Source organism: Amycolatopsis sp. NPDC004368 (genome assembly GCF_053602515.1).
This window is the reverse complement of the sequence record NZ_JBSGDT010000016.1, coordinates 1-23,454: the sequence shown is the minus strand read 5'-3', so window position 1 is coordinate 23,454 and position 23,454 is coordinate 1. Positions and strand designations below refer to the sequence as shown.

The following is a 23,454-nucleotide window of genomic DNA, read 5'->3' as shown; positions in this document are numbered from 1 at the left end:
GCAGCACTTCCTCCGTACCGTCGGCCCGCTCGATCCCCAAGGTGGCGCGGAGGCGTATTTTCGCGGTGGACGCACACAAGGAGGAACTCCGTGGGAAATCTGCTCGGTACCGCCGCAACCCCGCGCAAGCGCCTGCGCGAACTGCTGACGGCCGGTCCGCCGCTGGTCGCGCCCGGGGCGTACGACGCGCTTTCGGCCCGGTTGGTGGAGCAGGCCGGGTTCGACGTCGTGTACATGACCGGCTTCGGCACCACCGCGTCGCTGATCGGGCGGCCCGACGTGGGCCTGCTCTCGGGCGCGGAGATGATCGACAACGCGACGCGGATCGTCTCGGCCGTCGACGTGCCGGTGATCGCCGACGCCGACACGGGGTACGGCAACGCGATCAACGTGGTGCGCACGGTACGGGCGTACGAGCAGGCCGGCGTGTCCGCGATCCACCTCGAAGACCAGGTGATGCCGAAGAAGTGCGGGCACATGTCGGGCAAATCGGTGATCTCGCGCGAGGAGATGGTCGGCAAGATCTCCGCGGCCGCCGCCGCCCGGCGCGACCCGGACTTCGTGCTCATCGCCCGCACGGACGCCGCCGCCGTCCACGGTCTCGACGACGCCCTCGGCCGCGCCAAGGCCTACGCCGACGCGGGCGCCGACGTGCTGTTCGTCGAAGCGCCCACGAGCGAGCAGAGCATCGAGCGCGTGGCCACCGAACTGCGGGGTGTCGCGCCGCTGGTGTTCAACTGGGCCGAAGGCGGCCGCACGCCACCGCTGTCGCTCGCGCGCATCACGGAGCTGGGCTTCTCCCTCGTCCTCTACCCCATCGGCACCCTGCTCGCCGCCACGGCCGGCATCCGCTCCCTGCTCGACGTCATCCGCCGCGACGGCACGCCGTCGGCCGCGCTGCCGGGCGTGCCGACGTTCGACGAGTTCACGACGCTCATCGGGCTGCCCGAGGTGCAGGACCTGGAGCAGCGGTTCTCCGGGGAGTGATCAGGGTTTCCGCGCGGTGATCAGGAGGTGCTCCTCCTGCGGAGCACCGGACTCGCCGGGCTCGAAGACCTCCGACCGCGTCTCGGTCACCTCGAACCCGGCAGCCCGGATCCGGCTTTCGAGGTCTTCCGCCGCGAAGCTCGTGACTCGGATGGGGTGGCCGAGGAACTCGATCGGCAGATCCTCGATGTCACCCGGCACCGTGATCAGCACGAACCGTCCGCCGGGCTTCAGCCACGCGGCGACCTTGCCGAGCACGCCTTCCGTCTCGGCCCGGGTCAGCTGCACGAACGAGAACAACGCGCAGATCGCGTCCCAGCTCGCCGCCTCCGACTCCCACTCACGCACGTCGACGTGCAGGAACTTCGCCGCGGGCACCCGCTCCCGCGCGATGCGCACCATCTCGCCGGACACGTCGAGCCCCGTGACCTGATGCCCGGCCGCGGCCAGTTCCGAGGCCAGCGGCCGCCCGGTCCCGCTGCCGATGTCGAGCACCTTCGCCCCAGGCCGCAGCCCGGCCAGCAGCTCCCTGATGGCGTCGTCCACCACCGGTCGGGAGCCGAAGGCTTCCTCGTACTTCGCACCGATGGTGTCGAAGAGTTCCTGTGCCGTGGCTTCCTCGGCCATGTCGCGCTCCCCTCCTGAGGGGCCCCACTGTGGCACACAATCGCGTTCGGCGAGGGCGTTTACTCCGCCCAGATCCCCCGCACGTGCCGGATGTGGCGGAGCATCAGGGCTTCCGCGCCGGGCGCGTCGCGGGCTTCGATGAGGTCCAGGAGTTCGGCGTGTTCGTGGGACGAGGGCACCAGCTCGTCGCGGTCGGCGAGGCCGCGCAGACCGTAGATGCGGGAGCGCGAGCGCAGGGAGCGGACGGTCTCGACCAGGTGCGGGTTGCCCGCCTGTTCGAGCAGGCGCAGGTGGAACTGCATGTCGGTGGCGACGTGGGCGATGAGGTCGTGCGCGGCGGCCGCGCGTTCGATGCCGGCGGCCAGGGGCCGCAGCTCGGCGATCACGGCGGGGTCGACACCGTCGGCGGCGAGGCGGCGGATCGTGGGCACCTCGATCAGCGCGCGCAGCTCGCTGAGGTCGTCGAGGTCCTTTGCGGACGGTTCGGTGACGCGGAAACCCTTGTTGCGCACCGTGTCGATCAAGCCCTCTTTCACGAGGTCGAGCATGGCCTCGCGGACCGGGGTCGCCGAGACGCCGAACTGCGTGGCGAGGCTGGGGGCCGAGTACACGACACCGGGGCGCAGCTCGCCGGAGATCACGGCCGCGCGCAGCGTCTGCGTGATCTGGTCGCGCAGGTTCCGCTGGACGCCGAAGGTCGGCAGCGTCAGCGCGAGGTGCTCCTCGCTGGTCAACGTGACTCTCCCCGGGCGGCCTCGTAGGTGGTGGCGGCGACCACCAGATCCTCCCACGCCATTCCCACGCTCTTGAACAGCCACGGCCCCGGCCCGGGCCGAGCCCCACGGACCACCTCGGACAGCGGCACCAGCGCTTCCGGCGCCAACGCGCCTTCGGACACCGCCAGCACCACATCGCCCGCCTCGCGCAAGGCGGTGCCCACGGCTTCCACCACCACGGACGAACGGCCGACCAGCCCGGCGTCGACCTCCCGCACGTGGGGTTCGTGCGAGCCCACCGCCACCACGACCGCCGAGTCGCGCACCAGCGAACCGTCGAACAACGGCGTCGACGACGTCGTGCAGCAGGCCACCAGGTCGGCCGAAGCGACGTCGGCCGCGGTGCCGACCCGGGCGTGCCAGGTCGACGCGAACTCGGCCGTCCGCGCGGCCGAACGGCCCACCACCACGACGTCGGTCAGCGGTCGGACCGTGCGCAGCGCCTCGACGTGGCTCGCCGCCTGGGGTCCCGTGCCGAACACCACCAGCCGTGCCGCGTCCGGTGGGGCCAGGCAGTCCACCGCCAGGGCCGACAACGCCGCGGTGCGAACCGACGTCAGGGGAACCCCGTCGAGCAACGCCAGCGGTGTCAACGTCGCACCGTCCAGCAGCAGGTACTCGCCCTGGATCCGCGGCCGCCCGACGGCGGGGTTGTCCGGCGCGACCGTGGCCACCTTCACCCCGGCGTAGGTCCCCCAGAACGCGGGCATGAGCAGGAACTGCCCGCTCGGCACCGGCACGACGGCCCGCGCCGGATCCGCCGCCGGGTCGAGGCCACCGGCCAGCGCCGCCCGCAGCGCCGCGATCGCCGCGGACATCGACGGCCGCGCGGCCAGCACCTCGGTCACAGCTCGAACCCCGCCGGGAAGGGGTCGTCGGGGTCGAGGAAGTACTGCGCCGTGCCGGTCAGCCACGCGCGCCCGGTGATGGTCGGGACCACGGCGGGCAGCGAGCCCACCGTCGTCTCCTCCACCAGCCGGCCGATGAAGTGCGTGCCGATGAACGACTCGTTGCGGAAGTCGGTGTTCAGCGCCAGCTCGCCCCGCGCGTGCAGCTGCGCCATCCGCGCGCTCGTGCCGGTGCCGCACGGCGACCGGTCGAACCAGCCCGGGTGGATGGCCATCGCGTGGCGTGACACCCGCGCGTTGGAGCCCGGCGCGGCGAGGTACACGTGGTGGCAGCCGGTGATCTCCGGGTTCTCCGGGTGCACGGGCAGGTCGCGGGTGTTGATGGCGTCCATGATGGACAGTCCCGCGTCGATCAGCCGCTGCTTCTGGGCGCGGTCGAACGGAAGCCCCAGCTCCTCCAGCTCCACGATCGCGTAAAAGTTGCCGCCGAAGGCCAGGTCGTAGCGCACCTGTCCGAGCCCCGGCACCTCGACCTTGCGATCGAGCCCGACCGCGAACGACGCCACGTTGCGGATCGTCACGGATTTCGCGACGCCGTCCTGCACCGCGACCTCGGCGACCACGAGCCCGGCCGGGGTGTCGAGCCGGATCGTGGTGACCGGCTCGACGACCTCGACCATGCCCGTCTCGACCAGCACCGTCGCGACGCCGATCGTGCCGTGCCCGCACATCGGCAGGCAGCCCGACACCTCGATGAACAGCACACCCCAGTCGGCGTCGGGGCGGGTGGGCGGCTGCAGGATCGCGCCGCTCATCGCCGAGTGCCCGCGGGGCTCGTTCATCAGCAGCTGCCGGAGGTGGTCGAGGTGCTCGACGAAGTACTGCCGGCGTTCGAACATCGTCGCGCCCGGCACGACCCCGACCCCGCCCGTGATCACGCGGGCCGGCATCCCCTCGGTGTGGGAGTCGACCGCGTGGAACAGCCGCTTGGCACGCATCAGCTACGAAAGTCCTTCCTCGAGCGCTCGTTCGGTGGCCTGGCGCACGGCCTTCTCCTGCTCGGGCGTGAGCGGCACCCGGGGCTGGCGGCACGGCCCGCCGTAGCGGCCCGCGATGTCCATGCTCAGCTTGATCGCCTGCACGAACTCGGTGAGCGAGTCCCAGCGCAGCAGCGGGTGCAGCAGCCGGTACAGCGGCACGGCCTTGTCCAGCTCGCCCGCCTTCGCCGCGGCCCACAGCTCGCTGGTGGCCTTCGGGAACGCGTTGGGGTAACCCGCGACCCACCCGGGCGCACCGGCGATGGCCAGCTCCAGCATCACGTCGTCGGCACCGCACAGCACGTCGAGCTCCGGCGCCAGCTCCGCGATCCGGTACGGCCGCCGCACGTCGCCCGAGAACTCCTTGACACCCACGATCAGGCCCTCGGCGTGGAGCTCCGCCAGCAGCTCCGGCACGAGGTCGACCTTGGTGTCGAACGGGTTGTTGTAGGCGACGATCGGCACGCCGGCCTTCGCGACCTCGCGGTAGTGCGCGAGCACCGCGCGCTCGTCGGCCCGGTAGGAGTTGGGCGGCAGCAGCATCACCGCGGGGCAGCCCGCCTCCGCCGCGCTTTCGGCCCAGCGCCGCGCTTCCGTCGCGCCGTACGCGGCGACACCCGGCATCACGGTGAAGCCCTCGGGCGCGGCTTCGACGGCCGTGCGGACCACCCGCGTGCGCTCTTCGACGCTCAGCGTCTGGTACTCCCCCAGCGAACCGTTGGGCGTGACGCCGTCACAGCCGCTCGCGGCCAGCCACGCGACGTGCTCGGCGTAGGTGTCGAAGTCGACCGTCAGCTCGTCCGGCGCGGTCTCCCGCAGGGGAAGGGCCGCCGCCACCAGCACGCCGTGCCACGGCTTTTCGCGCCCGGTCATGAAGCCTCCACGAAGTCGATGTTACCCAGTGCGCCTGAGTGCGAGCCGAGCGCGGAACCGCTCGGAAAATTCATCGTGCCACGTGTCATGTGACATTGTACAGTGGCCTGACCTCGTCCCCCATGGTGGGAGGCTCCATGTCAGAAACGACCGGCGCGCCCCCGAAGCTCACTTCACACGTGCTGGCGGCCCGGCTCGAACGCCTGCCGATCTCCCGGTTCCACTACAAGCTGCTCTTCGCGGGCGGCCTCGGCTACACCTTCGACGCGATGGACGGCGCGATCGTCGCCTTCATCCTCCCCTCCGTCACCGCCGAGTGGGGGCTGTCGGCCGGAGCCACCGGCATCCTCGGCAGCAGCCTGCTCATCGGTTTCCTCTTCGGCGCGTTCGGCGCCGGTGTGCTGGGCGACAAGATCGGCCGGCGCGCGGTGATGGTCAGCGCGCTGGTCCTCTACGCGGCCGCGAGCCTCGTCGCGGCCGCCGCGCCGAACTTCGCGGTGCTGTTCGTCGCGCGGGTCGTGGCGGGCATGGGCACCGGCGCGGAGAGCGCGATCATCGCGCCCTACCTCTCGGAGTTCGTGCCCTCACGCGTGCGCGGGCGCTACATCGGTTCACTGGCCGGGTTCTTCGCGTTCGGCTACGTGTTCGCGAGCCTGCTCGGTTACTTCGTGGTGAGCGACGTGCCCCACGGCTGGCGCTGGGTGCAGGTGCTCACCGCGGTGCCGATCGTGATGCTGCTGTGGTGGCGGCGCTCCCTGCCGGAGTCGCCGCGGTTCCTGCACGTGCACGGCCGGGTCGCGGAAGCCGAACTGGTGGTCGCCGACATCGAGCGCCAGGTGAGCGCCCGCGTCGGCACGCTGCCGCCGCCGGTGCCGTCCACACAGGACGAAGACGTGCAGGTGTCCTCCGGCTCGATCGCCTCGAACCTGCGGGCGCTGTTCTCCACCGGCTTGCGCAAGACCACGATCACGTCGTGGATCTACTGGTTCGTCGCCATCTTCACCTACTACGGCTTCTTCACCTGGATCCCGTCGCTGCTGGTGAAGCAGGGCTTCGACATCTCGAAGAGCTTCCTGTTCTCCATCGTCATCTACCTCGCGCAGATCCCCGGCTACTACTCGGCCGCGTTCGTGAGCGAGCGCATCGAGCGCAAGTGGACGATCGTGATCTACCTGGCGGGTGGCGCGATCGGCGCGCTGGGCCTGGCGTTCGCGGGCACCAGCACGCAGATCCTGATCTGGGGCATCGTGCTGTCGTTCTTCATGAACGGCAACGCCGCGCTCGAGTACTCCTACACGTCCGAGATCTACCCGACGATGATCCGCACCACCGGCCTCGGCGTCGCGTCGGCGGTCGGGCGGGTCGGCGGGATCATCGCCCCCATCGTGATCGGGTTCTCCTACAGCAGCGTCGGGTTCGGCGGCGTGTTCACGATGTTGCTGGTGCTGCTCGTGATCGGCGCCGCCGTGGTGGCAGTCTTCGGGCAGCGCACCACCGGGCGCTCGCTCGAGACCATCGGACAGGAGACGATCCGACGTGACTGAAGCGGAATCGGAAGGAGCAAAGGTGGCAGCGGACCTCACCATCCGGCACGTGAGTGTCGTCGACCCGGCGACCGAGCAGGTGGCCGGCGACCACACGATCCGCGTCGCGGGCGGGCGGATCACGGCGGTGGAGCCCGATCCCGGCGGCGCCCTCGGCGCGGACGAGCTCGACGGTTCGGGACACTTCGCCGTGCCGGGGCTGATCGACTGCCATGTGCACGTGAACGCCGTGAGCGCGGCGCTGGGCACGGTCGCCGACGTGTCACCGGCGTATGTGGCCGCGCAAGCGTCGCACCTGCTCAAGGACATGCTGGCGCGCGGCTTCACGAGCGTGCGCGACGTCGGGGGTGCCGACTTCGGCATCGCCGCGGCCGTGGCCGACGGCCTGTTCACCGGCCCGCGGATCTTCTTCGGTGGCAAGGCCCTTTCGCAGACCGGCGGGCACGGCGACCTGCGCCCGGCAGGCCGCGACGTGCACGACCAGCACTACGCGATCCCCGTCCTGGGCCGCGTGTGCGACGGCGTGGACGAGGTGCGCCGCACCGCGCGCGACGAGATCCGCCGGGGCGCGCACCACCTGAAGATCATGCTGTCCGGCGGCTGCGCGAGCCTCACCGACCGCGTCGACTCGCTGCAGTTCTCCGACGAGGAGGTGACGGCGATCGTCGAGGAGGCCGCCGCCGCGAACCTCTACACGGCGGGCCACGCCTACACCGCCGAAGCCGTGAACCGCGGTCTGCGCCTCGGCGTGCGCACCATCGAACACGGCAACCTGCTCGACGAGACCTCGATCGACCTGTTCCTCGCCCACGACGCGTTCTACGTGCCCACGCTCGTCACCTACCAGGCGCTGCTGGAGCAGAGCCGCGAACTGGGGTTCACGGCCGAGCAGTACGAAAAGGTCGAGCAGGTCACGGAAAACGGCTACCAGGCCTTGCAGCTGGCCGATTCGGCGGGCGTCCGCATCGCCTACGGCAGTGATCTCCTGGGTGCCATGCAGGCGCGGCAGTCGGAGGAGTTCACGTTGCGCGCCAAGGTGCAGAAGCCGGCGGCGGTGCTGCGCGCGGCCACCACGGTCGCAGCCGAACTGCTGCGGCAGGTGGGTTCGCTGGGCACGCTTTCACCCGGTGCCACAGGTGACGTCGTGCTGGCGCGGGCGAACCCGCTGGAGGACCTCGACGTGCTCGCCAACCCGGCCACGGGGATCGCGGCCGTGGTCCAGGACGGCGTGGTGCGCGTGCGGCGCTGAAGTCAACCGACCGAGATGGTCGCCGCGTCCGGTCCGGCGGACACACGCGCCGGGCCGGACGTGGCGGCGAGCCGCGCGTAGTCCTGTTCGGTGAGGACGACGATCGGCAGGCGCAGGGCGTACAGCTCGGCCGCGACCCAGGCGCCGAGCATCAGGATGGCGTCCGGCTCGGTGAGCACGAGGGCTGCCGGCGCGGTGCCGCTGCGGATCTGCTCGGCCAGCACCGACGACGAAGAACTGGAGCCGCGCGCCTGCCGCAGCAAGACCACGCGGCCGGTCAGCACCGCGCCGCGCTGCGGGTGGTGCTCGTCGACGATGCACCCGGACAGGTCCGTGCCGCCCCAGAACGACAGCGGCGCGTCGAGCACGAGCAGGTCCCCGGTCGCCGAGCCGGCGAACACGGTGCGCCCGGTCAGCTCGTCCACAGCGCCTCGTCCCGCACGACCCGCCCGGCCCGCGCCGACGCGACGCACTCGGCCAACGAGCCGAACACCACGTCCACGCCGATGTTGCCCGGCGCGTACCACGCCCACTTGCCGGAGTTCGTCATCGCCGTGCGCACGTCCGCCTCGACGATCGGCGTGATGTAGGTGCACGTGTCGACGACGATCCGCGCGCCCGCCGCGCGCACGGTTTCCGCGTAGCCCAGCCGTTCCGCCTCCGCCAGCACCGCGCGGCTCGTGGTCACGTACGCCCGCACGCGCAGCGGCTCGCCGTCGCCGTCGCCGAGCAGCGCCGCCAGCCGCTCGAACTCCGTGAGGGAGAAGTGCGGGGTCCCCAGGCACAACGCGTCGAGCGCCGAGCCGCGTGCCGTGGTGAGCTCGTCGCGCACCGCCCGCAACTGCGCGGCTTCGACGCGATGGGTGGGGATCCCCGGCGACGCAACGGCTTCCACTGTCGGGGCCTCCGGCGTCACGCCCACGACGTGGAACAAGCCCACGCCCCCGCTCGACGCCACGGCCGCACCGAACGCCTTCAGCTGGTCCTCGGTCACCGCGCCGGACACCCCGGTCACCACCGGGACCCCGCTGCCGGTCAAGCGGCCGGCGAGGTGGCCGAGCACGCTCCACGCCGCGTCCTCCGCGAGCAGCCGCGGCGACAGGCCCGCGCAGTCGAGCCGGATCGTGGCGCGGCGGTTCTCGTCGCGGTGCAGGCCCGCGTCGGGCACTCGGCCGGTGAGAGCCGCGGCGATGTCGAGGAAGTCGCCGTAGCGGTCGGTGCGGGCACCGAGCACGGAGTTGGCGAACACGATCGCGTTGGACTCCGCCCACGCCACGTGCGTGCCGAACGCCGGCCGGTGCGTGAGCTGGTACGGCGCGCAGGTCCAGGTCGGCGTGCAGCCCAGTGCGGTGTAGGCGGCCATCTGCCGGCGTGCCCCGGCCGCCGTTTCGGGGTCGGCGCGCACCAGCTCGGGGTGGCGCAGATCGAGCGAGCCGACGTTGAGCGTGGTCGGCACGGCGACCCGGCCACCGAGCTCACGCAGGCGTTCGACGAAGTCCAGCCCGGCCTGGCCGTGGTAGAGGCAGCCGTCGACGTGGGCCGACTCCACCGTGCGCAGCCGGGTGGCGCCGCGCACCTCGGCGAGCGCGACCACCAGGCGCAGGCACAGTTTCGCCGCCTCGCCACGATCGCCGGCGAGCACCGCGGTGTCCTCTTCGGACAGCTGGAGGTCAGCCACGCGCGAGGTCCCCGAGCTTCACCGGCTGCGCGATCGGCCGCGTCGCCACGCCGGCGAGGTCGGCGGCCGCCGGCTCCCGCCCGCACTCGGCCGCGACGAGGCAGGCCGTCGCGTAGCCGCACACGCGGCCCTGGCACAGGCCCATACCCGGGCGCGCCAGCAGCTTCACGGTTCGCGCGTCGGTGGCGCCGAAATCCTTCACAGCGCCGCGGACGGTGCCGGCGGACACCTCTTCGCAGCGGCACACCTGAGTCTCGGCGTCGAGCCACGTCTGCCAGCCGGACGGCACCGGGTGGGCCGCGTGCATCGCCGAAGCGAAGGCCCGCAACGACTTGCGCCGCCGCAGCAGGCGGGCGACGGTGTCCCGGCCCGGCTCGGCGCCGACGGTCGTGAGCGCCGCGTGCAGCCCGGCGAGCTCACCCTCCACCACGGACAGCGCCGAACCACCGACGCCGCAGACCTCACCGGCGAGGTAGACGCCGGGGGCCGTCGCGCGCTGCCGGTCGTCGGCCACGGCGACGAGACTGCCGTCCGCACCGAGCGCGGTTTCGCACCCGAGCTGCAACGGAAGCTCGAGCTGGGGCGTGAAGCCGTAGCCGACGGCGACGGTGTCGCACGCGATCTCCCGCCGGGTACCGGGCACGATCCGCCAGCGCCGGTCGAGCGACGCGACGGTGACGCCCTCGACGCCGTCCGTGCCGTGCGCGGCCACCACGGCCGTGCGCGTGCGGTACGGAACCCGTTGCCGCGCCAGTGTTTTCAGATATGCGGCACCTTCGGCGAGCTTGCCCGCGTTGGCCAGCACGGCCATCGGCGACCGCGCGAACCCGGCGGGCGAGCCGGCCTCGAACACGCCCGCCACCTCGGCTCCCGCGGAGACCAGCCCGGCCGCGACCGGCAGCAGGAACGGTCCCGTTCCACCGACGACGACCCGGTTCCCTGCCCGCACGCCGTGGCCCTTCAGCAGCGCCTGCGCGCCCCCAGCGGTATACACACCCGGCAGCGTCCAGCCCGGGAACGGCAGCTGCCGGTCGTACGCGCCGGTCGCGATCACGACCGCGCGGCAGGTGAGCTCACCGCGGTCGGTGTGCACGGTGAACCCGGCGCCGGTGCGTTCGACGTGCCAGATCCGGTGGCGGACGCGAACGTCCACTCGCGACAGTCTGGAGCGCAGCCGCACCAGCGTCCGCCAGTCGTGGTGACCCGCGCCGTCGTCGCCCTCGCGGTGGCGCCAGAACTGCCCGCCCACGCGGGCACCGCCGTCCACCAGCGACACCCGGGCGCGGCCCGAGCCGGCCGCCACCGCGGCAGCCAGCCCGGCGGGCCCGGCGCCCAGCACGGCCACGTCCCACTCAGCAGGCGAGATCGCCACGGCCGGCTCCTTCCTGCGGTTCGATCACGTCACCCGGGCGCACCTCGGTGAGACACGCGCGCCGGCCCGGCTCGCCGTTGACCACCACCAGGCAGTCGAAACACACGCCGATGCCGCAGAAGATGCCCCGCGGCGCGCCTTCGCGGCGCGTGGTCCGCCAGGACCGGTGGCCGGCGGCGATCAGCGCGGCGCCCACGCTCTGTCCGGGCTCCGCCACGATCTCCGTGCCACGGAAGGAAAACTTCACCTGCTCCGTCACGCGACCCCCTCGAAGCGATCCGCCCGGAACGGCGCGAGGTCCAGGTCCGGCCGCACGCCGGTGACCAGTTGCGCCACCAGGTGCCCGGTCGCGGCGGCGAGCCCGATGCCCGCGCCCTCGTGGCCGCACGCGTGGACCAGTCCCGGCACCCGCGGGTCCTCGCCGATCACCGGCAGGTGGTCCGGGCAGTACGGGCGGAAGCCGAGGTAGCTGCGCATCAGCGCGACGTCGGCGAGGAACGGGAACACCCCGATCGCCCGCGCCGCGAGCTTGCGCACCACGTCGAGCGAGAACTGCCGGTCGAACCCGACGCGCTCGCGGCTCGCGCCGATCAGCACGGTGCCGGACTGCGTGCCCTCCACGACCACGGACGTCTCGAGCCCGGCGTCGCCGCTCGCCACGTTGGCGACGTAGTCGGCCGTGTAGACCTTGTGCCGGATCACCCGCGGCAGCGGCTCGGTGACCAGCACGAACCCGCGCCGCGGCAGCACCGGGATCGGCGCGCCGGCGAGTGCCGAGATCTCGCCGCCCCACGTGCCGCCCGCGTTCACGAGCCAGCGCGCGGAGAACTCGCCGCGGTTGGTGCTGACGCCCGCGAAGGACCCGTCGGCGCCGCGCCGGAACGCGCGCACCTCCGTGTCCGTGTGCAGCCGCGCGCCCAGCCGCCCAGCCTGGCGCAGCAGCTCCGCGGCCGCGAGCATCGGCTGCACCTGTTTGTCCTGCGGGTAGTACGCGCCGGAGGAGACGTTTTTCGTCAGGTTCGGTTCGAGCTCGGCCACCTCGGCCGGCGTCAGGTCCACGGCCTCGACGCCCATCGCACGTTGCTCGGCGGCCAGCTCGGCCAGGCCCGCCGCCGCTTCCGCGGACTGCGCGACGACCACGCCGCCCTTGTGCTCCAGCTCCAGCGCGCCCGACCCGAACCGCTCCCCCAGCTCGGCCCACAGCCGCACCGAGAGCAACGCCAGGTCGAGCTCGGCGCCGAGCTCCTTGTCCGACACGAGGATGTTGCCTTCGCCGCCGCTGGTCGTGCCGCCGGCGACCCCGCCGCGGTCCAGCACGGCGACCTGCAGCCCCGCCGCGGCGCAGTAGTACGCGCACGCCGCCCCGACCACCCCGGCGCCCACCACGAGCACGTCGGCGGGCCTTCCCGTCGCCTCCATGGCCAGTAGTATGTCACATTGCACAACGCCGGGACGTGCGGTTCACCACAGGAGCGGGTGGGCATTGGCGGGGTGGTGGGTGAGCCAGAGCAGCGAGTCCGCACACGGACCGCGCAACCCACCAACGGGAAAACCCGTCACCACGGTGTTCCGCCCAGGCTCACCGGACCGCTGTCGACCAGGATCAGCTTGCCGAGCAAGTAGGTGTCCACATCCGGGTCCAGCCTGGTCTCACCCGGCCGAGCGCAGTGGAACCTGAAGGTGCCGTTCGTGCTGTTCGCTCCCACGACGCACCGCACCGCAGCCGGCTCGGGCAGCGCGCGGGCGAGCCGGACCACCTCCAGAGCGAAGCCCAACCCCTGCCGCAGCATCGAGACCTGATCCGCCTCGCCGATCAGGCGCTCGCCGTCCGCCGCCGCTCCCGCGCGGACCGGCACCACGTCCTCGAGGTGGACGCTGCTCGTCGAGCACTCCCACCGAGTCAGGTCCGGCTCGCCCGGCCGGGGCGTTCGAACCCGAGCAGCGTCGCGGGCAAAACCCACTGCCGCGCCGTGCCGCACGATGCCTTCGGCGACCATCTTTCGCAGGCCCGGCGTCAACTCCGCCGAGGGCACAGCGCCCGACGGCCCCAGGCTCTCGACCGCCATCTCGTTCATCCGAATGTTCAGCACGGCCCGAAGCCTGGCACCACCGAGCCGCCGGACGCACCCGATTAGCGGCCGCGGCTGATCGTGACCAAGAAGCCGCGACCAGCCGCGAAACCTCAGCAGCCCGTCGGTTTCAGCACGAAGTCGGCCACCTCCGGCTGGCCCTTCACCAGCTTCACCGTCCGCGTCTGCGGCTGCCAGCCGTCGCGAGCCGCGATCAGCGTCAGCGGGTTGTTCCGGCGATCCAGCCACAGCGTGTACTGGCCGGCGGCGTCGGTCTTGAGTGTGTAGCTCGCCGCCCAGCTGTCGACCTGCACGGTGACCGCGGCGAGCGGGCCCGCGGTCGCGCCGCAGCGCGCGCCGGTGACGGTGCCGGTGAGCTTGCTCCACGTGGCCGGCGGCTTCACCGTGAACGACACCGGGAGCGCCGGCACCGCCTTCGGCACCAGCGCTCCGACCACCAGCTCCGCCGTGTACGTGCCCGGCTGGGTGATCGCCGCGACGTTCGCGTCGAGTGTCACCGTGAACGTCGCCGTCTTGCCCGGCGCGATCGTGGTCGCCGCCGGGGCGGTCGAGAGCCACGGGACCGACACGTACTCCCCGCAGTCGCCGTAGCCCGGCAACAGCAGGTCGTGGTCCGTCGGGTTGAAGCTCGCGTTGGCCGAGCCGCCGATGCGGTAGAAGCCGCAGGTGGACCCACCGCGGAACAGCGTCTCATCGGCGTTGGGCAGGGCCGACCACTGGTTGGTCCGCGGGTCGTAGGCGTACCCGGCGTTGGTGAGCGCGCCGTCGGCGATGCCGCCCGAGAGCAGCAACTGTCCATTCGCGACGGTTGAGGCCGAGCCCCACATCGGCACCGGCAGGTCGGCGACCCGCGACCAGGTGCCCGTTTCGACATCCAGCTTGAACGCCGTCTTGACGGGATCGAAGTCGCTCACGCCGCCGGCGCAGTAGACCGAGCCGGCGATCGTGCCGCAGTTGGTCCAGCCGATCGGCAGCGGCAGCGCCGGTCCCGCCGACCACCGGTTCGCGACCGGGTCGTAGACCTGCACCCGCGTGACGCCGCAGTTGCCGCCGTCGCAGCCACCCACCGCGTAGATGCGACCGCCGGCCACGGCGACCCCCATCGCGGACGTGGCCGTCGGCATCGGTGCGCCCGTGGTCCACGTGTCGGCGACGGTGTCGTAGACGTCGGTGTTCGTCACGGGGATGCTGCCGTCGGCCCAGCCACCGGTCACGTAGATCTTCGTGCCGATGGCCGCCACCGCCGGGTTCTCGCGCGGGGTCGCGAGGTCGGCGATCGGCGTCCACGCGAGCGTGCCCGGGTCGTACACGAAGTTCTTGGTCGTGAGCTCGGAGCCGTTGAGGCCGGTGAACGAGTACACCTTGCCGTTCACCGACGCCACGCCGTGGTCCATGATCTTCGTCGGGTAGTTCGCCACGCTCTGCCACGCGTCCGAAGCCGGCAACGGGTCGGCCGGCGCGGCCTGCTTCACGTGCCCCAGCAACGGTCCCGTGCTGAAGTCACCCTTGATCCGCTGCAACGGCGCGCCGTGGGCCGCGGCCGGGGTGAACGCGGCGGCCGACGGGCTCAGCCGCACGTCCACGGGCGCGGTGCCGGTGTTGCGCACCTTCACGCTCGCGCTCGCCTGTCCTTGCCAGGCCACGGTTTCGGCCACCGCCGCGCTGGTCACCTGCAGCTGACCGGCGTCGAGCACGAAGTCCGCCGGGGTCACCGCGTCGGGCGCGATCACCGGCTGCTGCGTGCCGGGCACGAAGTTCGTGGCCGACGCCGTGACCGGGTGGCTGCCGGTGGCGGTCGAGAAGAACCAGTACGAACCGTCGGCGCGAGTGGTCGAGCCCTCGCCGGGCCGGTCGAGGCTGTCCACGGCCGCCCCGCCGAGCGCGGCGCCGGTCACGTGGTCGTGCACCGAACCCGTGACGAGACCGCCCGGCACCACCTCGCACACGTGGTCGCCGATCAGCACGTCGTCGACCTGCCACCAGAAGCCGAAGAGCTTGTCCCGGTAGTGGAACCGCACCTGCACGGCCGGCTTGCCCGCGGCGCCGGGCAGCGGCACGACCTGCGTCGACGGCCCGGCCACGGTGTCGCTGCCGTGCTGCCTCGCCGTGGTCCAGGTGGCGCCGCCGTCGGTCGTGAAGTCCACCGAGCCCTGCTGGCCCTGCGTGCCCTGGTAGTCGCTCGCGAACCGCACGGTCGGGTTCACCGCGGCGCTGAGGTCCACGACCGGGCTCACGAGCGCGGTGTCCTGGTCGCCGCCGATCGAGTTGCTGTCGACGGTGGCGAAGGCCCCGGTGCCGCCGGTGTAGTTGTCGCGGCGGGGGTTGGTGAACGACCAGGTCGCCGCATCTTCGCCGAGGTTGTTCACGACCTGCCACCCCGAGGGCGCCTCGAAGTCCTGCGCGGGGCCGGTGAACCGGTCGGTGTAGCCGGGCGCACCGCAGCTCACGGGGTCGACGGTGACCACGGCGTCGTGCGTGGTGGCGGTGTCACCGACCGACACGGACGCGGAACCGGGCAGGTAACCGGGGTAGTCGGGATCGACCTGCACGCTGTAGACCGCGCCTTCGGGCACGCTCATCGAGTAGCGCCCGGTGAGCGGATCCGTCTGCACGGTGGTGGTCGGCTGCCCGGCGACCTGCACGTGCGCGGCCATCGGCCAGCCGTGGCCGCTGCCGTCGCGGACGGTCCCGCTCAGCCGCACGGACGGCACCGACGCGAGGGTGAAGTCGGCGGTCGCGGTCTTGCCGGCTTCGACGGTGACGTCGGCGGCCGTGTCCTGGTAGGAGAACTTGCTCGCGGTCACCGTGTAGGTGCCGATCGGAACGCCCAGCGTGTAGCGACCCGCACTGTCCACAGTGGTCGCGAAGTCACCGGCCTTGACTTGAGCACCGGCCAGCGGCGCGCCCGCGGCGTCGCGCACCGTGCCGGACACGAGTCCGGTCGCGCCGGGCGTGAAGGCCGAGATGCCACGTGGGGTGCCGAGCCCGGTCGGGCCGTCGAAGCCCGGGCCGGCGGTGCAGAGGTACGCCGGGGCGCACGTGCCGTTGGCGCCTTCGGTCACGTCGTTGAAGGTCGCGCCGGCGCGGTAGGGCAACGCGTTGGGGTAGGTGCCCGCCGCCGGTTCACCGGCCAGGGCGTAAGCAGCGGCGACGATCGGCGAGGACGCGCTCGTGCCGCCCGCGACCGCCCAGGTGCCGTGGAGGTACACGGCGACGCCGGTGGCGAGGTCCGCGACCGCGGCGACGTCGGCGATCGTGCGCCGAGAGCAGCCGGAATCCGTCTGCGCCGCGGGCTTCGGCTCGTACGCGGAGCACCCGCTGCCTGTGCCCGACCACACCGTCTCGCGCCAGCCGCGGGCGGTTGAGTCGCGGTGGAGCGAGGTACCGCCGACCGACGTCACGTGGGGCGAAGCGGCCGGGAACTGCGGCCCGTAGCCGTAGTCGCCGGAGCTCGCGGTGACGACGACGCCGGGGTGGTCGTAGTAGGACTCGTCGAGGTCGAGCTCGGACGGGTCCTCGTCGGCGCCGTAGCTGTTGGACACGAACTTCGCGCCCATCGCGACGGCCCGGTTCACCGCGGCGCCCATGTTCGGCACCAGGTCGTCGTCGGCCTCGACGAGCAGGATGTGGCAACGCGGGCAGACGGCCGAGACCATGTCGAGGTCGAGCATCGTCTCCTGCTGCCAGCCGGTGTTCTCGCGGGGGAAGTCCTGGCCGCCACGCTGGTCCACGCGCGTGAAGCAGCCGTTGGCGACCGTGCACGGCGGCAGCCCGAACTGCGCGCGGTACACACCCATCTCGGCTTCCGCGTCGGGGGTGTCGAAGGCGTCGACGATCGCGACCGTCATCCCGTCGCCGCCGGTGCCCGTGGGCAGCTCGTACGCGCCGGCGAGGTCAGCCGGGCCATATCCCTGGGGTGCGGTGGCGCGTTGAAGGCCGTGTTCGTCGGCGCGGAAGAGCGCGAAACACGCGACCTGCCCGGGTTTCGGGTCATCGGTGCACGCCTTGCGCCCGAGCACCGGCGCCGCGGGTGCGGCCGGTGCCGCCTGGGCGGCGGGCACGACGCCGAACGCCATCGTCGCCAGGAGGAACGTGAGGAGGGTCTTCAGTGCCGCTTTGGCGAACGACATGCGCGTCCCTTTCGCTGACGAACCGCGGTCGGCTGCTCACCCGACGTCGCGAAATTCTGTCAGCGACCTGCCGCGGACGATCACGCCCGAACGGACAAAAAGCCGGACAGGATCACGGTTTTCCCGCTGTCCGGGACCCTCACGCGGCGAACGGAGCAATGGTTCAGACCACTAGGAGCAGGCCGGCCCACGCCGCCTCGCGCCGGCGACATGGTCCCGGCAGCACTTCGTCCTCACCTACCACGGACGCCACCGGTCGCCACCGAGGAAACCTCGTTGAGGTGATCTTTCCCCGCACAGGTGAGCAGCAGGTCACAACCCCTTAGATACAAGCTTGCACCCATGTTAGGTTCCGGGCGTGACACCAGCCAAGTACACCGCGCCCGGCGCAGCCGACCGCGCGTACCGCCTCACCAAGGAGCTCGTCCTCACCGGCGAGCTCCCCGGCGGCCACCTGTTCAGCGAAGGGGAGATCGCCGAGCGGCTCGGGGTGAGCCGCACGCCCGTGCGCGAGGCGTTCCTGCGCCTGCAGGTCGAGGGGTTCCTCAACCTCATCCCCAAGCGCGGCGCCGTCGTGGTGCCCGTGCCGCCGGGCGAGGCCGAGGACGTGCTCGACGCGCGGGAGGCGGTGGAAGGCGCGGCCGTGCGCCGGCTCGTGCGCCGGCCCGACCTCATCCCCGACGCCCTCGAACAGCTGCGCGGCGTGCTCGACACCCAGCGCGGCCACGCCGGCTCCGGCGACCTGCACGGCTTCGCCGAGGCCGACGAACTCTTCCACCGCACCATCGTCGCGGCGGGCGGCAACACGCTGCTGCTCGACTTCTACGCGACGCTCGCCGACCGCCAGCGCCGGATGAGCGTGCACGCCCTGGGCCCGATCCCCGCGCGACTGCCGGTGGTGCTGCGCGAGCACGAGGACCTGCTCGCCATCATCGAGCGCGCCGACGGCGAAGCGTTCGGCCCCGCGCTGCGAGCCCATCTCGACCAGGTGCACCGCCGGTGACCGCGACCGCCGAAAGCGCGCCACTCCCCCGCTCCGACACCACCCGGCCAGCCTGGTTCGGCGCCGCCGCCGCGGTGTTCGTGGTCGGCTGGGGTGGCAACCAGTTCACGCCGCTGCTGGTGATGTACAAGGAAGCGGGCTACTCCACCTTCACCGTCGACGCCTTGCTCGGCGCGTACGTGGTCGGGCTCGTCCCGGGCCTGTTGCTCTCGAGTGGACTGTCCAATCGCTACGGTCGCCGGCCCGTGATGGCCACGGGCACCGTGCTTTCGCTGCTCGCCAGCGCACTGATCGCACTCGGCCCCGAGGGCGCCGGCTGGATCGCCGCGGGGCGGTTCCTGACCGGCGTGGCCGTGGCGGTCGCGATGGCGGTGGGCTCAACGTGGATCAAGGAGCTCGCCGACGCCGACCCGCGCGGGGCCGCCGACCTCGGCACCCGCCGTGCGGCGCTGTGCCTCACGCTCGGGCTCGGCATCGGGCCGGGCGCGGCGGGTGTGCTCGCGCAGTGGGGACCGTGGCCGATGGTGTTGCCGTTCGCCGTCCACATCGGACTGACGCTGCTCGCCCTGCCCTTCGTCGGTCGCAGCCCGGAGACGCTCGGCACCGAAAGCCGCAAGCCGGCGCTGACCCGGTTGCCCGTGACGACCCGGCACCCGCGGTTCCGCCGGATCATTCTGCCGATGGCGCCGTGGATCTTCGGCTCGTGCGGGGTCGCCTATGCGATCATGCCGCAGCTCGTCCAGGACCAACTCGGTTCGTGGTCACTCGCCTACTCCACGCTGCTGACGGTGTGCGCGATCGGCGCCGGCGTCGGGATCCAGCCGATCGCCAAACGCGTGGACCGGACCACCAGCGCCCGCGCGGTGCTCACCGGCATGGCCGTGATGTGCACTGGTCTGGTCCTCGCCGCCGTGGCCGCCGACCTGCGTTCGCCGTGGCTCGCGCTGCTCACGGCCGTGGTGCTCGGCGCCGCCTACGGCACGGTCGTGGTGTCCGGGCTGCTGGAGCTGCAACGACTCGCCCGCCCGGGAGAAATCGCCCAGCTGACCGGGGTCTACTACGCGCTGGCCTACATCGGCTTCCTGCTGCCGTCGGTGCTCGCGGCGCTCAGCGGGGTCGCGAGCTACCCGGTTCTGCTCGGTTGCCTCGCCGTGATCGCGTTCGCGGGGACACTCACGGTCGCCCGAAATTCCCGCAGTCACCTTCCTGTGACCTGAGCAGGAATTCACTTCACCGACAAATGGGACACCGATTCCGGGCATTCCGGAAACGGTGTCCCCTTTGCACGGAAATCTTCACCACTATTGTCGCTTGTGGATCGTCGGGGTGCGCGAAATAGTGCTCCAGCAGGGAAATCGGCCCGGCGCGACCGGGCCCGATTTCGTCGGGGCCAGTAACTTTCGAACCCTACGAGAAGGAAGTGGGAGCTGCACATGCGGCGTTCCTCGCGATCCGTTCGCGCCCTCGTCATAGCCGCGACAGGCGGTCTGGCACTGGCCGGGGTCACCCAGCTCGGCAGTCAGGCCGCCGTCGCCGCGCCCACCACCCAGGCGGGCAGCGCACCGCAGTCGGTGATCGTGGTCCTCAAGGACCAGCTGCCCGACGCCCCGGCCACCAAGGCGGCTTCGGGCAACCGGCGGGCCAAGGCGACCCGGCAGCAGGAGTCGGTGCTGGCCAAGCTTTCGGGCTCGGCGCCGGCCAAGGTCAAGCACTTCGCGCTGGGCAACGCGTTCTCCGCCACGGTGACGCCGGACCAGGCCGCGCAGCTCGCGGCCGACCCGGCCGTGGCGCAGGTGCTGCCGGACAGCTTGGTCGCGCTGCCCGAGGCGAACCCGGCCAAGACCACGGACGCGAACGCGCCCAAGGCGGGCGGCGGCACGGCGCAGAACCAGGACCCCAACGCGATCTGCCCGACCGACCCGGCCAAGCCGTTGCTGGAGCCCGAGGCACTGACCTCGATCCACGCCTACAGCACCGACGGCTCCAAGTCCGCTTCGGACCTCGCCGACGGCAAGGGCGTGAAGGTCGCGTTCCTCGCGGACAACATGGACCCGAACTACGCGGACTTCATCCGCCCCGACGGTTCCCACGTGTTCTCCGACTACCAGGACTTCTCCGGTGACGGCCCGAACACGACCGATTCGGGTGCCGAGGCGTTCGGCGACGCGTCGTCGATCGCCGCGCAGGGCGTGGTGGTGCACGACCTGTCGAAGTTCGTGAACGAGAAGCACCCGCTCCCCGCGGGCTGCAACATCGTGGTGAAGGGCGTTTCGCCGGGCGCGAGCCTGGTGGGGCTCAACGTGTTCGGCTCCACCGCCACGAACTCCGCGATCCTGCAGGCCATCGACTACGCGGTGACCGTGGACCACGTCGACGTGATCAACGAGTCGCTCGGCCTCAACTCCTACCCGGACGCGAGCTCGCGCAACCTGTTCCAGGTCTTCAACGACGAGGCCGTGGCCGCGGGTGTCACCGTCACCGCCTCCAGCGGCGACGCGGGCATCACGTCGACCATCGGCAGCCCGGCCACCGACCCGCTGGTGATCTCGACCGGCGCGACCACGGACAACCGGCTCTACGCGCAGACCACCTACGCGGCTTTCCCGTTCTCCAACGGGAAGTGGACGAGCGACAACATCTCCGCGCTGTCGTCGTCGGGCATCACGCAGGACGGGCGCACCATCGACCTCGTCGCCCCGGGTGAAGGCAACTGGGCCGACTGCGCGCCCGCGTACGCCGAATGCCGCGACTTCAAGACCGTGCCGCAGCCGACGGACCTCGAGTCCTTCGGTGGCACCAGCGAATCGGCCCCGCTGACCGCGGGTGTCGCCGCCCTGGTGATCCAGGCCTACCGCGGCACGCACCACGGCGCCTCCCCGTCGCCGGCGCAGGTGAAGCAGTTCATCACCGGCACCACGCGTGACCTCGGTCTGCCGGCCGACGAGCAGGGCTCCGGTCTGCTCGACGCGCGCGCGGCCGTGGAGGCGGCCCTGACCTCGCCCGGCACCAGCGGTGCCCCGGCGGGTGTGTCGTCGAACATCGCGCTCTCGGCCGACCAGCTCACGCTGGAAGGCGCCCCGGGCAGCACCCAGAAGGCCACGGTGAACGTGACCAACGTCGGGAACAAGCCCCTGACGGTCACGGCGGGCACGCGCTCGTTCGCCCCGCAGTCGACGCAGACGCAGACCACCGCGTTCGACTCGAAGACGTTGCCGACCTTCCCGTACTACAACGGCACCGACTGGGCGTACAAGAAGGTCACCTTCACCGTGCCGGCCGGGGCGCAGCGCCTGCTCGCCCGGATGGCGTGGCAGGGCAGCCCGAAGACGGTCAACGGCCAGTCCGTGACCCCGGTCGTGCGGGCGACGCTGCTAGCGCCGGACGGCACGTTCGTGGCCAACAGCCGCCCACAGGGTGGGGCCGCGACGGCGAACTACGCCAATGTGGACGTCACCCGTCCGGTCGCCGGCACGTGGACCGCGGTGCTCTACTCGGCGGGTGGCCCGACCGGCTACACCGGTGACATCCAGCTCGCCACCTCCACGCAGCGCGCGATCCCGTACGGCCAGGTCTCCCCGGCCGTGCTCACGCTGAAGCCGGGCCAGACCAAGCCGGTCAAGGTGTCGCTGCAGACGCCGTCCTCCGGTGGTGACGCGGACTACTCGATCACCTTCGGCAGCTCCGACGGCCATCAGACCACGGTGTCCGCCGTGCTGCGCGCGCTGATCCCGACCAAGAACGGCACCGGCACCTTCGGCGGCACGATCACGGGCGGCAACGCGCGGGCGGTCTCGCCGGGGCAGACCTTCTCGTACGAGTTCGACGTGCCCAAGGGCAAGAAGGACCTCGACGTCGCGGTGAAGCTGCAGGACCCGGGCACGATCGTCGACGGGGTGCTCGTGGACCCGAACGGCGAGGTCGCCGACGTGAACAGCAACGTGTTCCTCAGCTCGGCGACGCAGCTGTCGCAGGGCACCGCGGTGCAGCTCACCGACGCGAACCCGCTGCCGGGCCGTTGGCACTTCGTCGTGGTGGTGCAGAACCCGGTCACGGGCAAGCAGCTCGAGCAGCCGTTCACCGGCACGGTCGGCTTCGACCAGGTCGTGGTGAGCGCACCCGCGCTGCCGAACTCGGCGTCGAAGAAGCTGGCCGCCGGCCAGGCCGTGACGGTGCCGGTGACCGTGCACAACACGGGTGTCGAGCCGATCGCGATCGGTGTGGACGCGCGGACGAACACGCAGCAGACGCTGCAGCCGCAGCTGGTCGGCGGTTCGACCGAGGTCGATCTGCCCGAGTTCAACACCGACGCGCCCGTGTACTCGATCCCGCCGGACACGAGCAAGTTCACCGTCGCGACGTCGTCTTCGGCGCCGGCCCAGGTGGAACTGCAGAACGCCGCCGCGGGCATCGACGTGCTCGGTGACCTCAAGGCCGCGCAGGCCGGCAGCACCGTTTCCGTCGCGACGATCGGCGAGAAGCAGGGTTACGTCACGAAGGGCGTCTGGTTCGCCGACGTCCAGGAGATGGGCCCGTTCGGCCCGTCGGGCGCCCCGGCCGGCCACGCGTCGTACACGGCGTCGATGCGGACCGCGGGCTTCGACTCGGCCGTGACGTCGTCGACCGGCGACCCGTACGACCAGTCGATCGACCCGAACGGCACGGGCGGCACGCCGCTGCTCGTCAAGCAGGGCCAGACGGTGACGATCATGGTGACCATCAAGCCTTCGGGCAAGCGTGGCGCCTCGGTCGCGGGTCACCTCAACCTGGTGACCGTGCCGATCCTGCCGACCGGCGTCACCGGCCTGCCGCAGTACGGCACCGGTGAGGTCATCTCGACGCTGCCGTACAGCTACAAGATCGGCTGATCTTTCGCATCCGTCGCGGTAGGACGAACCGGGTCGTCGGTCCACTTGGGACCGGCGGCCCGGTTCTCTGGTCGGTACTGCTAGGGCCTGTCCTCAAAGTGGGCGGTGCGACCTGCTTTGATCTTGGGTTGTGGTGCGTAGGCATGAGTTGACTGACGAGCAGTGGCAGGTGGTCGAGCCGTTGCTGCCGGTGTCGGGGGCGAAGGGCCGTCCGCGGGTGGATGATCGTCGGGTGATCAACGGGATGTTGTTCAAGGCCAAGACGGGGGTGGCATGGCGGGACCTGCCGGAACGGTATGGGCCGTGGAAGACGGTCTACAACCGGTTCTGGCGCTGGTCACGGACCGGCATTCTGTCCGCCCTGGTGGCGCAGGT

The 23,454-nt window shown here is 71.6% G+C and carries 19 protein-coding genes; 7 read left to right on the top strand and 12 right to left on the bottom strand.

Annotated features, from left to right (window positions below):
• Window positions 1-90: 90 nt before the first annotated feature.
• The gene (locus ACWEOE_RS22320; RefSeq protein WP_452012185.1) at window positions 91-987 is read left to right on the top strand and encodes an isocitrate lyase/PEP mutase family protein; all 897 of its coding nucleotides are present in this window, start codon (window positions 91-93) and stop codon (window positions 985-987) included.
• Here the strand turns inward: ACWEOE_RS22320 and ACWEOE_RS22315 are convergent, their stop codons facing one another.
• The 5 genes from ACWEOE_RS22315 to ACWEOE_RS22295 are packed head-to-tail and all read right to left on the bottom strand — an operon-like array spanning window position 988 to window position 5,148.
• Entirely contained in the window at window positions 988-1,614 is a 627-nt protein-coding gene (locus tag ACWEOE_RS22315; protein ID WP_452012184.1) for a class I SAM-dependent DNA methyltransferase, read from the bottom strand.
• A gap of 59 nt (window positions 1,615-1,673) precedes the next feature.
• Window positions 1,674-2,348 (bottom strand): GntR family transcriptional regulator, encoded by a 675-nt coding sequence (locus ACWEOE_RS22310; RefSeq protein ID WP_452012182.1) that lies wholly within the window; start codon window positions 2,346-2,348, stop codon window positions 1,674-1,676.
• The gene (locus ACWEOE_RS22305; RefSeq protein WP_452012180.1) at window positions 2,345-3,238 is read right to left on the bottom strand and encodes an ornithine cyclodeaminase family protein; all 894 of its coding nucleotides are present in this window, start codon (window positions 3,236-3,238) and stop codon (window positions 2,345-2,347) included. The genes ACWEOE_RS22310 and ACWEOE_RS22305 overlap by 4 nt, the downstream gene beginning before the upstream one ends.
• Window positions 3,235-4,236, bottom strand: a complete 1,002-nt coding sequence (locus tag ACWEOE_RS22300) for a proline racemase family protein (protein ID WP_452012179.1) — start codon at window positions 4,234-4,236, stop codon at window positions 3,235-3,237. The genes ACWEOE_RS22305 and ACWEOE_RS22300 overlap by 4 nt, the downstream gene beginning before the upstream one ends.
• A 3-nt stretch (window positions 4,237-4,239) precedes the next feature.
• Entirely contained in the window at window positions 4,240-5,148 is a 909-nt protein-coding gene (locus ACWEOE_RS22295; protein ID WP_452012177.1) for a dihydrodipicolinate synthase family protein, read from the bottom strand.
• 137 nt (window positions 5,149-5,285) lie between these two features.
• Between ACWEOE_RS22295 and ACWEOE_RS22290 the strand changes: the two genes are divergently transcribed.
• On the top strand, window positions 5,286-6,692 hold the full coding sequence (locus ACWEOE_RS22290) for an MFS transporter (protein WP_452012175.1): 1,407 nt from the start codon (window positions 5,286-5,288) through the stop codon (window positions 6,690-6,692).
• A 22-nt stretch (window positions 6,693-6,714) separates the two neighbouring features.
• A complete protein-coding gene (locus tag ACWEOE_RS22285; protein WP_452012173.1) occupies window positions 6,715-7,941 on the top strand; it encodes an amidohydrolase family protein in 1,227 nt (408 codons plus the stop codon).
• 2 nt (window positions 7,942-7,943) lie between these two features.
• Here ACWEOE_RS22285 and ACWEOE_RS22280 read toward each other — a convergent pair whose 3' ends face one another.
• The 7 genes from ACWEOE_RS22280 to ACWEOE_RS22250 form a co-directional block, all read right to left on the bottom strand.
• On the bottom strand, window positions 7,944-8,366 hold the full coding sequence (locus ACWEOE_RS22280; protein ID WP_452012172.1) for an aconitase X swivel domain-containing protein: 423 nt from the start codon (window positions 8,364-8,366) through the stop codon (window positions 7,944-7,946).
• Complete coding sequence (locus ACWEOE_RS22275) at window positions 8,354-9,619, bottom strand: aconitase X (protein WP_452012170.1); 1,266 nt, start codon at window positions 9,617-9,619, stop codon at window positions 8,354-8,356. The genes ACWEOE_RS22280 and ACWEOE_RS22275 overlap by 13 nt, the downstream gene beginning before the upstream one ends.
• The gene (locus ACWEOE_RS22270) at window positions 9,612-10,991 is read right to left on the bottom strand and encodes an FAD-dependent oxidoreductase (RefSeq protein WP_452012168.1); all 1,380 of its coding nucleotides are present in this window, start codon (window positions 10,989-10,991) and stop codon (window positions 9,612-9,614) included. Before ACWEOE_RS22270 ends, ACWEOE_RS22275 begins: the two co-directional genes overlap by 8 nt.
• Window positions 10,972-11,250, bottom strand: coding sequence for a (2Fe-2S)-binding protein (locus ACWEOE_RS22265; protein WP_452012167.1), 279 nt, complete (start codon window positions 11,248-11,250; stop codon window positions 10,972-10,974). Before ACWEOE_RS22265 ends, ACWEOE_RS22270 begins: the two co-directional genes overlap by 20 nt.
• Window positions 11,247-12,410 carry an NAD(P)/FAD-dependent oxidoreductase gene (locus ACWEOE_RS22260; protein ID WP_452012165.1) on the bottom strand — a complete coding sequence of 388 codons (1,164 nt, stop codon included), beginning with the start codon at window positions 12,408-12,410 and terminating at the stop codon, window positions 11,247-11,249. Before ACWEOE_RS22260 ends, ACWEOE_RS22265 begins: the two co-directional genes overlap by 4 nt.
• A gap of 137 nt (window positions 12,411-12,547) precedes the next feature.
• Window positions 12,548-13,081, bottom strand: coding sequence for a hypothetical protein (locus tag ACWEOE_RS22255; protein ID WP_452012164.1), 534 nt, complete (start codon window positions 13,079-13,081; stop codon window positions 12,548-12,550).
• 92 nt (window positions 13,082-13,173) lie between these two features.
• A complete protein-coding gene (locus tag ACWEOE_RS22250; RefSeq protein ID WP_452012163.1) occupies window positions 13,174-17,211 on the bottom strand; it encodes a carboxypeptidase regulatory-like domain-containing protein in 4,038 nt (1,345 codons plus the stop codon).
• Between the two features lie 358 nt (window positions 17,212-17,569).
• Here ACWEOE_RS22250 and ACWEOE_RS22245 point away from each other — a divergent pair, with 358 nt between their 5' ends.
• The 4 genes from ACWEOE_RS22245 to ACWEOE_RS22230 form a co-directional block, all read left to right on the top strand.
• Window positions 17,570-18,214: a GntR family transcriptional regulator gene (locus ACWEOE_RS22245; protein WP_452012162.1), complete on the top strand. Its 645-nt coding sequence runs from the start codon at window positions 17,570-17,572 to the stop codon at window positions 18,212-18,214.
• Window positions 18,211-19,431, top strand: coding sequence for an MFS transporter (locus ACWEOE_RS22240; protein ID WP_452012160.1), 1,221 nt, complete (start codon window positions 18,211-18,213; stop codon window positions 19,429-19,431). Before ACWEOE_RS22245 ends, ACWEOE_RS22240 begins: the two co-directional genes overlap by 4 nt.
• A gap of 216 nt (window positions 19,432-19,647) precedes the next feature.
• Window positions 19,648-23,079, top strand: coding sequence for a S8 family serine peptidase (locus tag ACWEOE_RS22235; protein ID WP_452012159.1), 3,432 nt, complete (start codon window positions 19,648-19,650; stop codon window positions 23,077-23,079).
• A 130-nt stretch (window positions 23,080-23,209) separates the two neighbouring features.
• Window positions 23,210-23,454, top strand: a 245-nt coding sequence (locus tag ACWEOE_RS22230) for a transposase (protein WP_452012158.1), incomplete at its 3' end; no start/stop codon positions are given.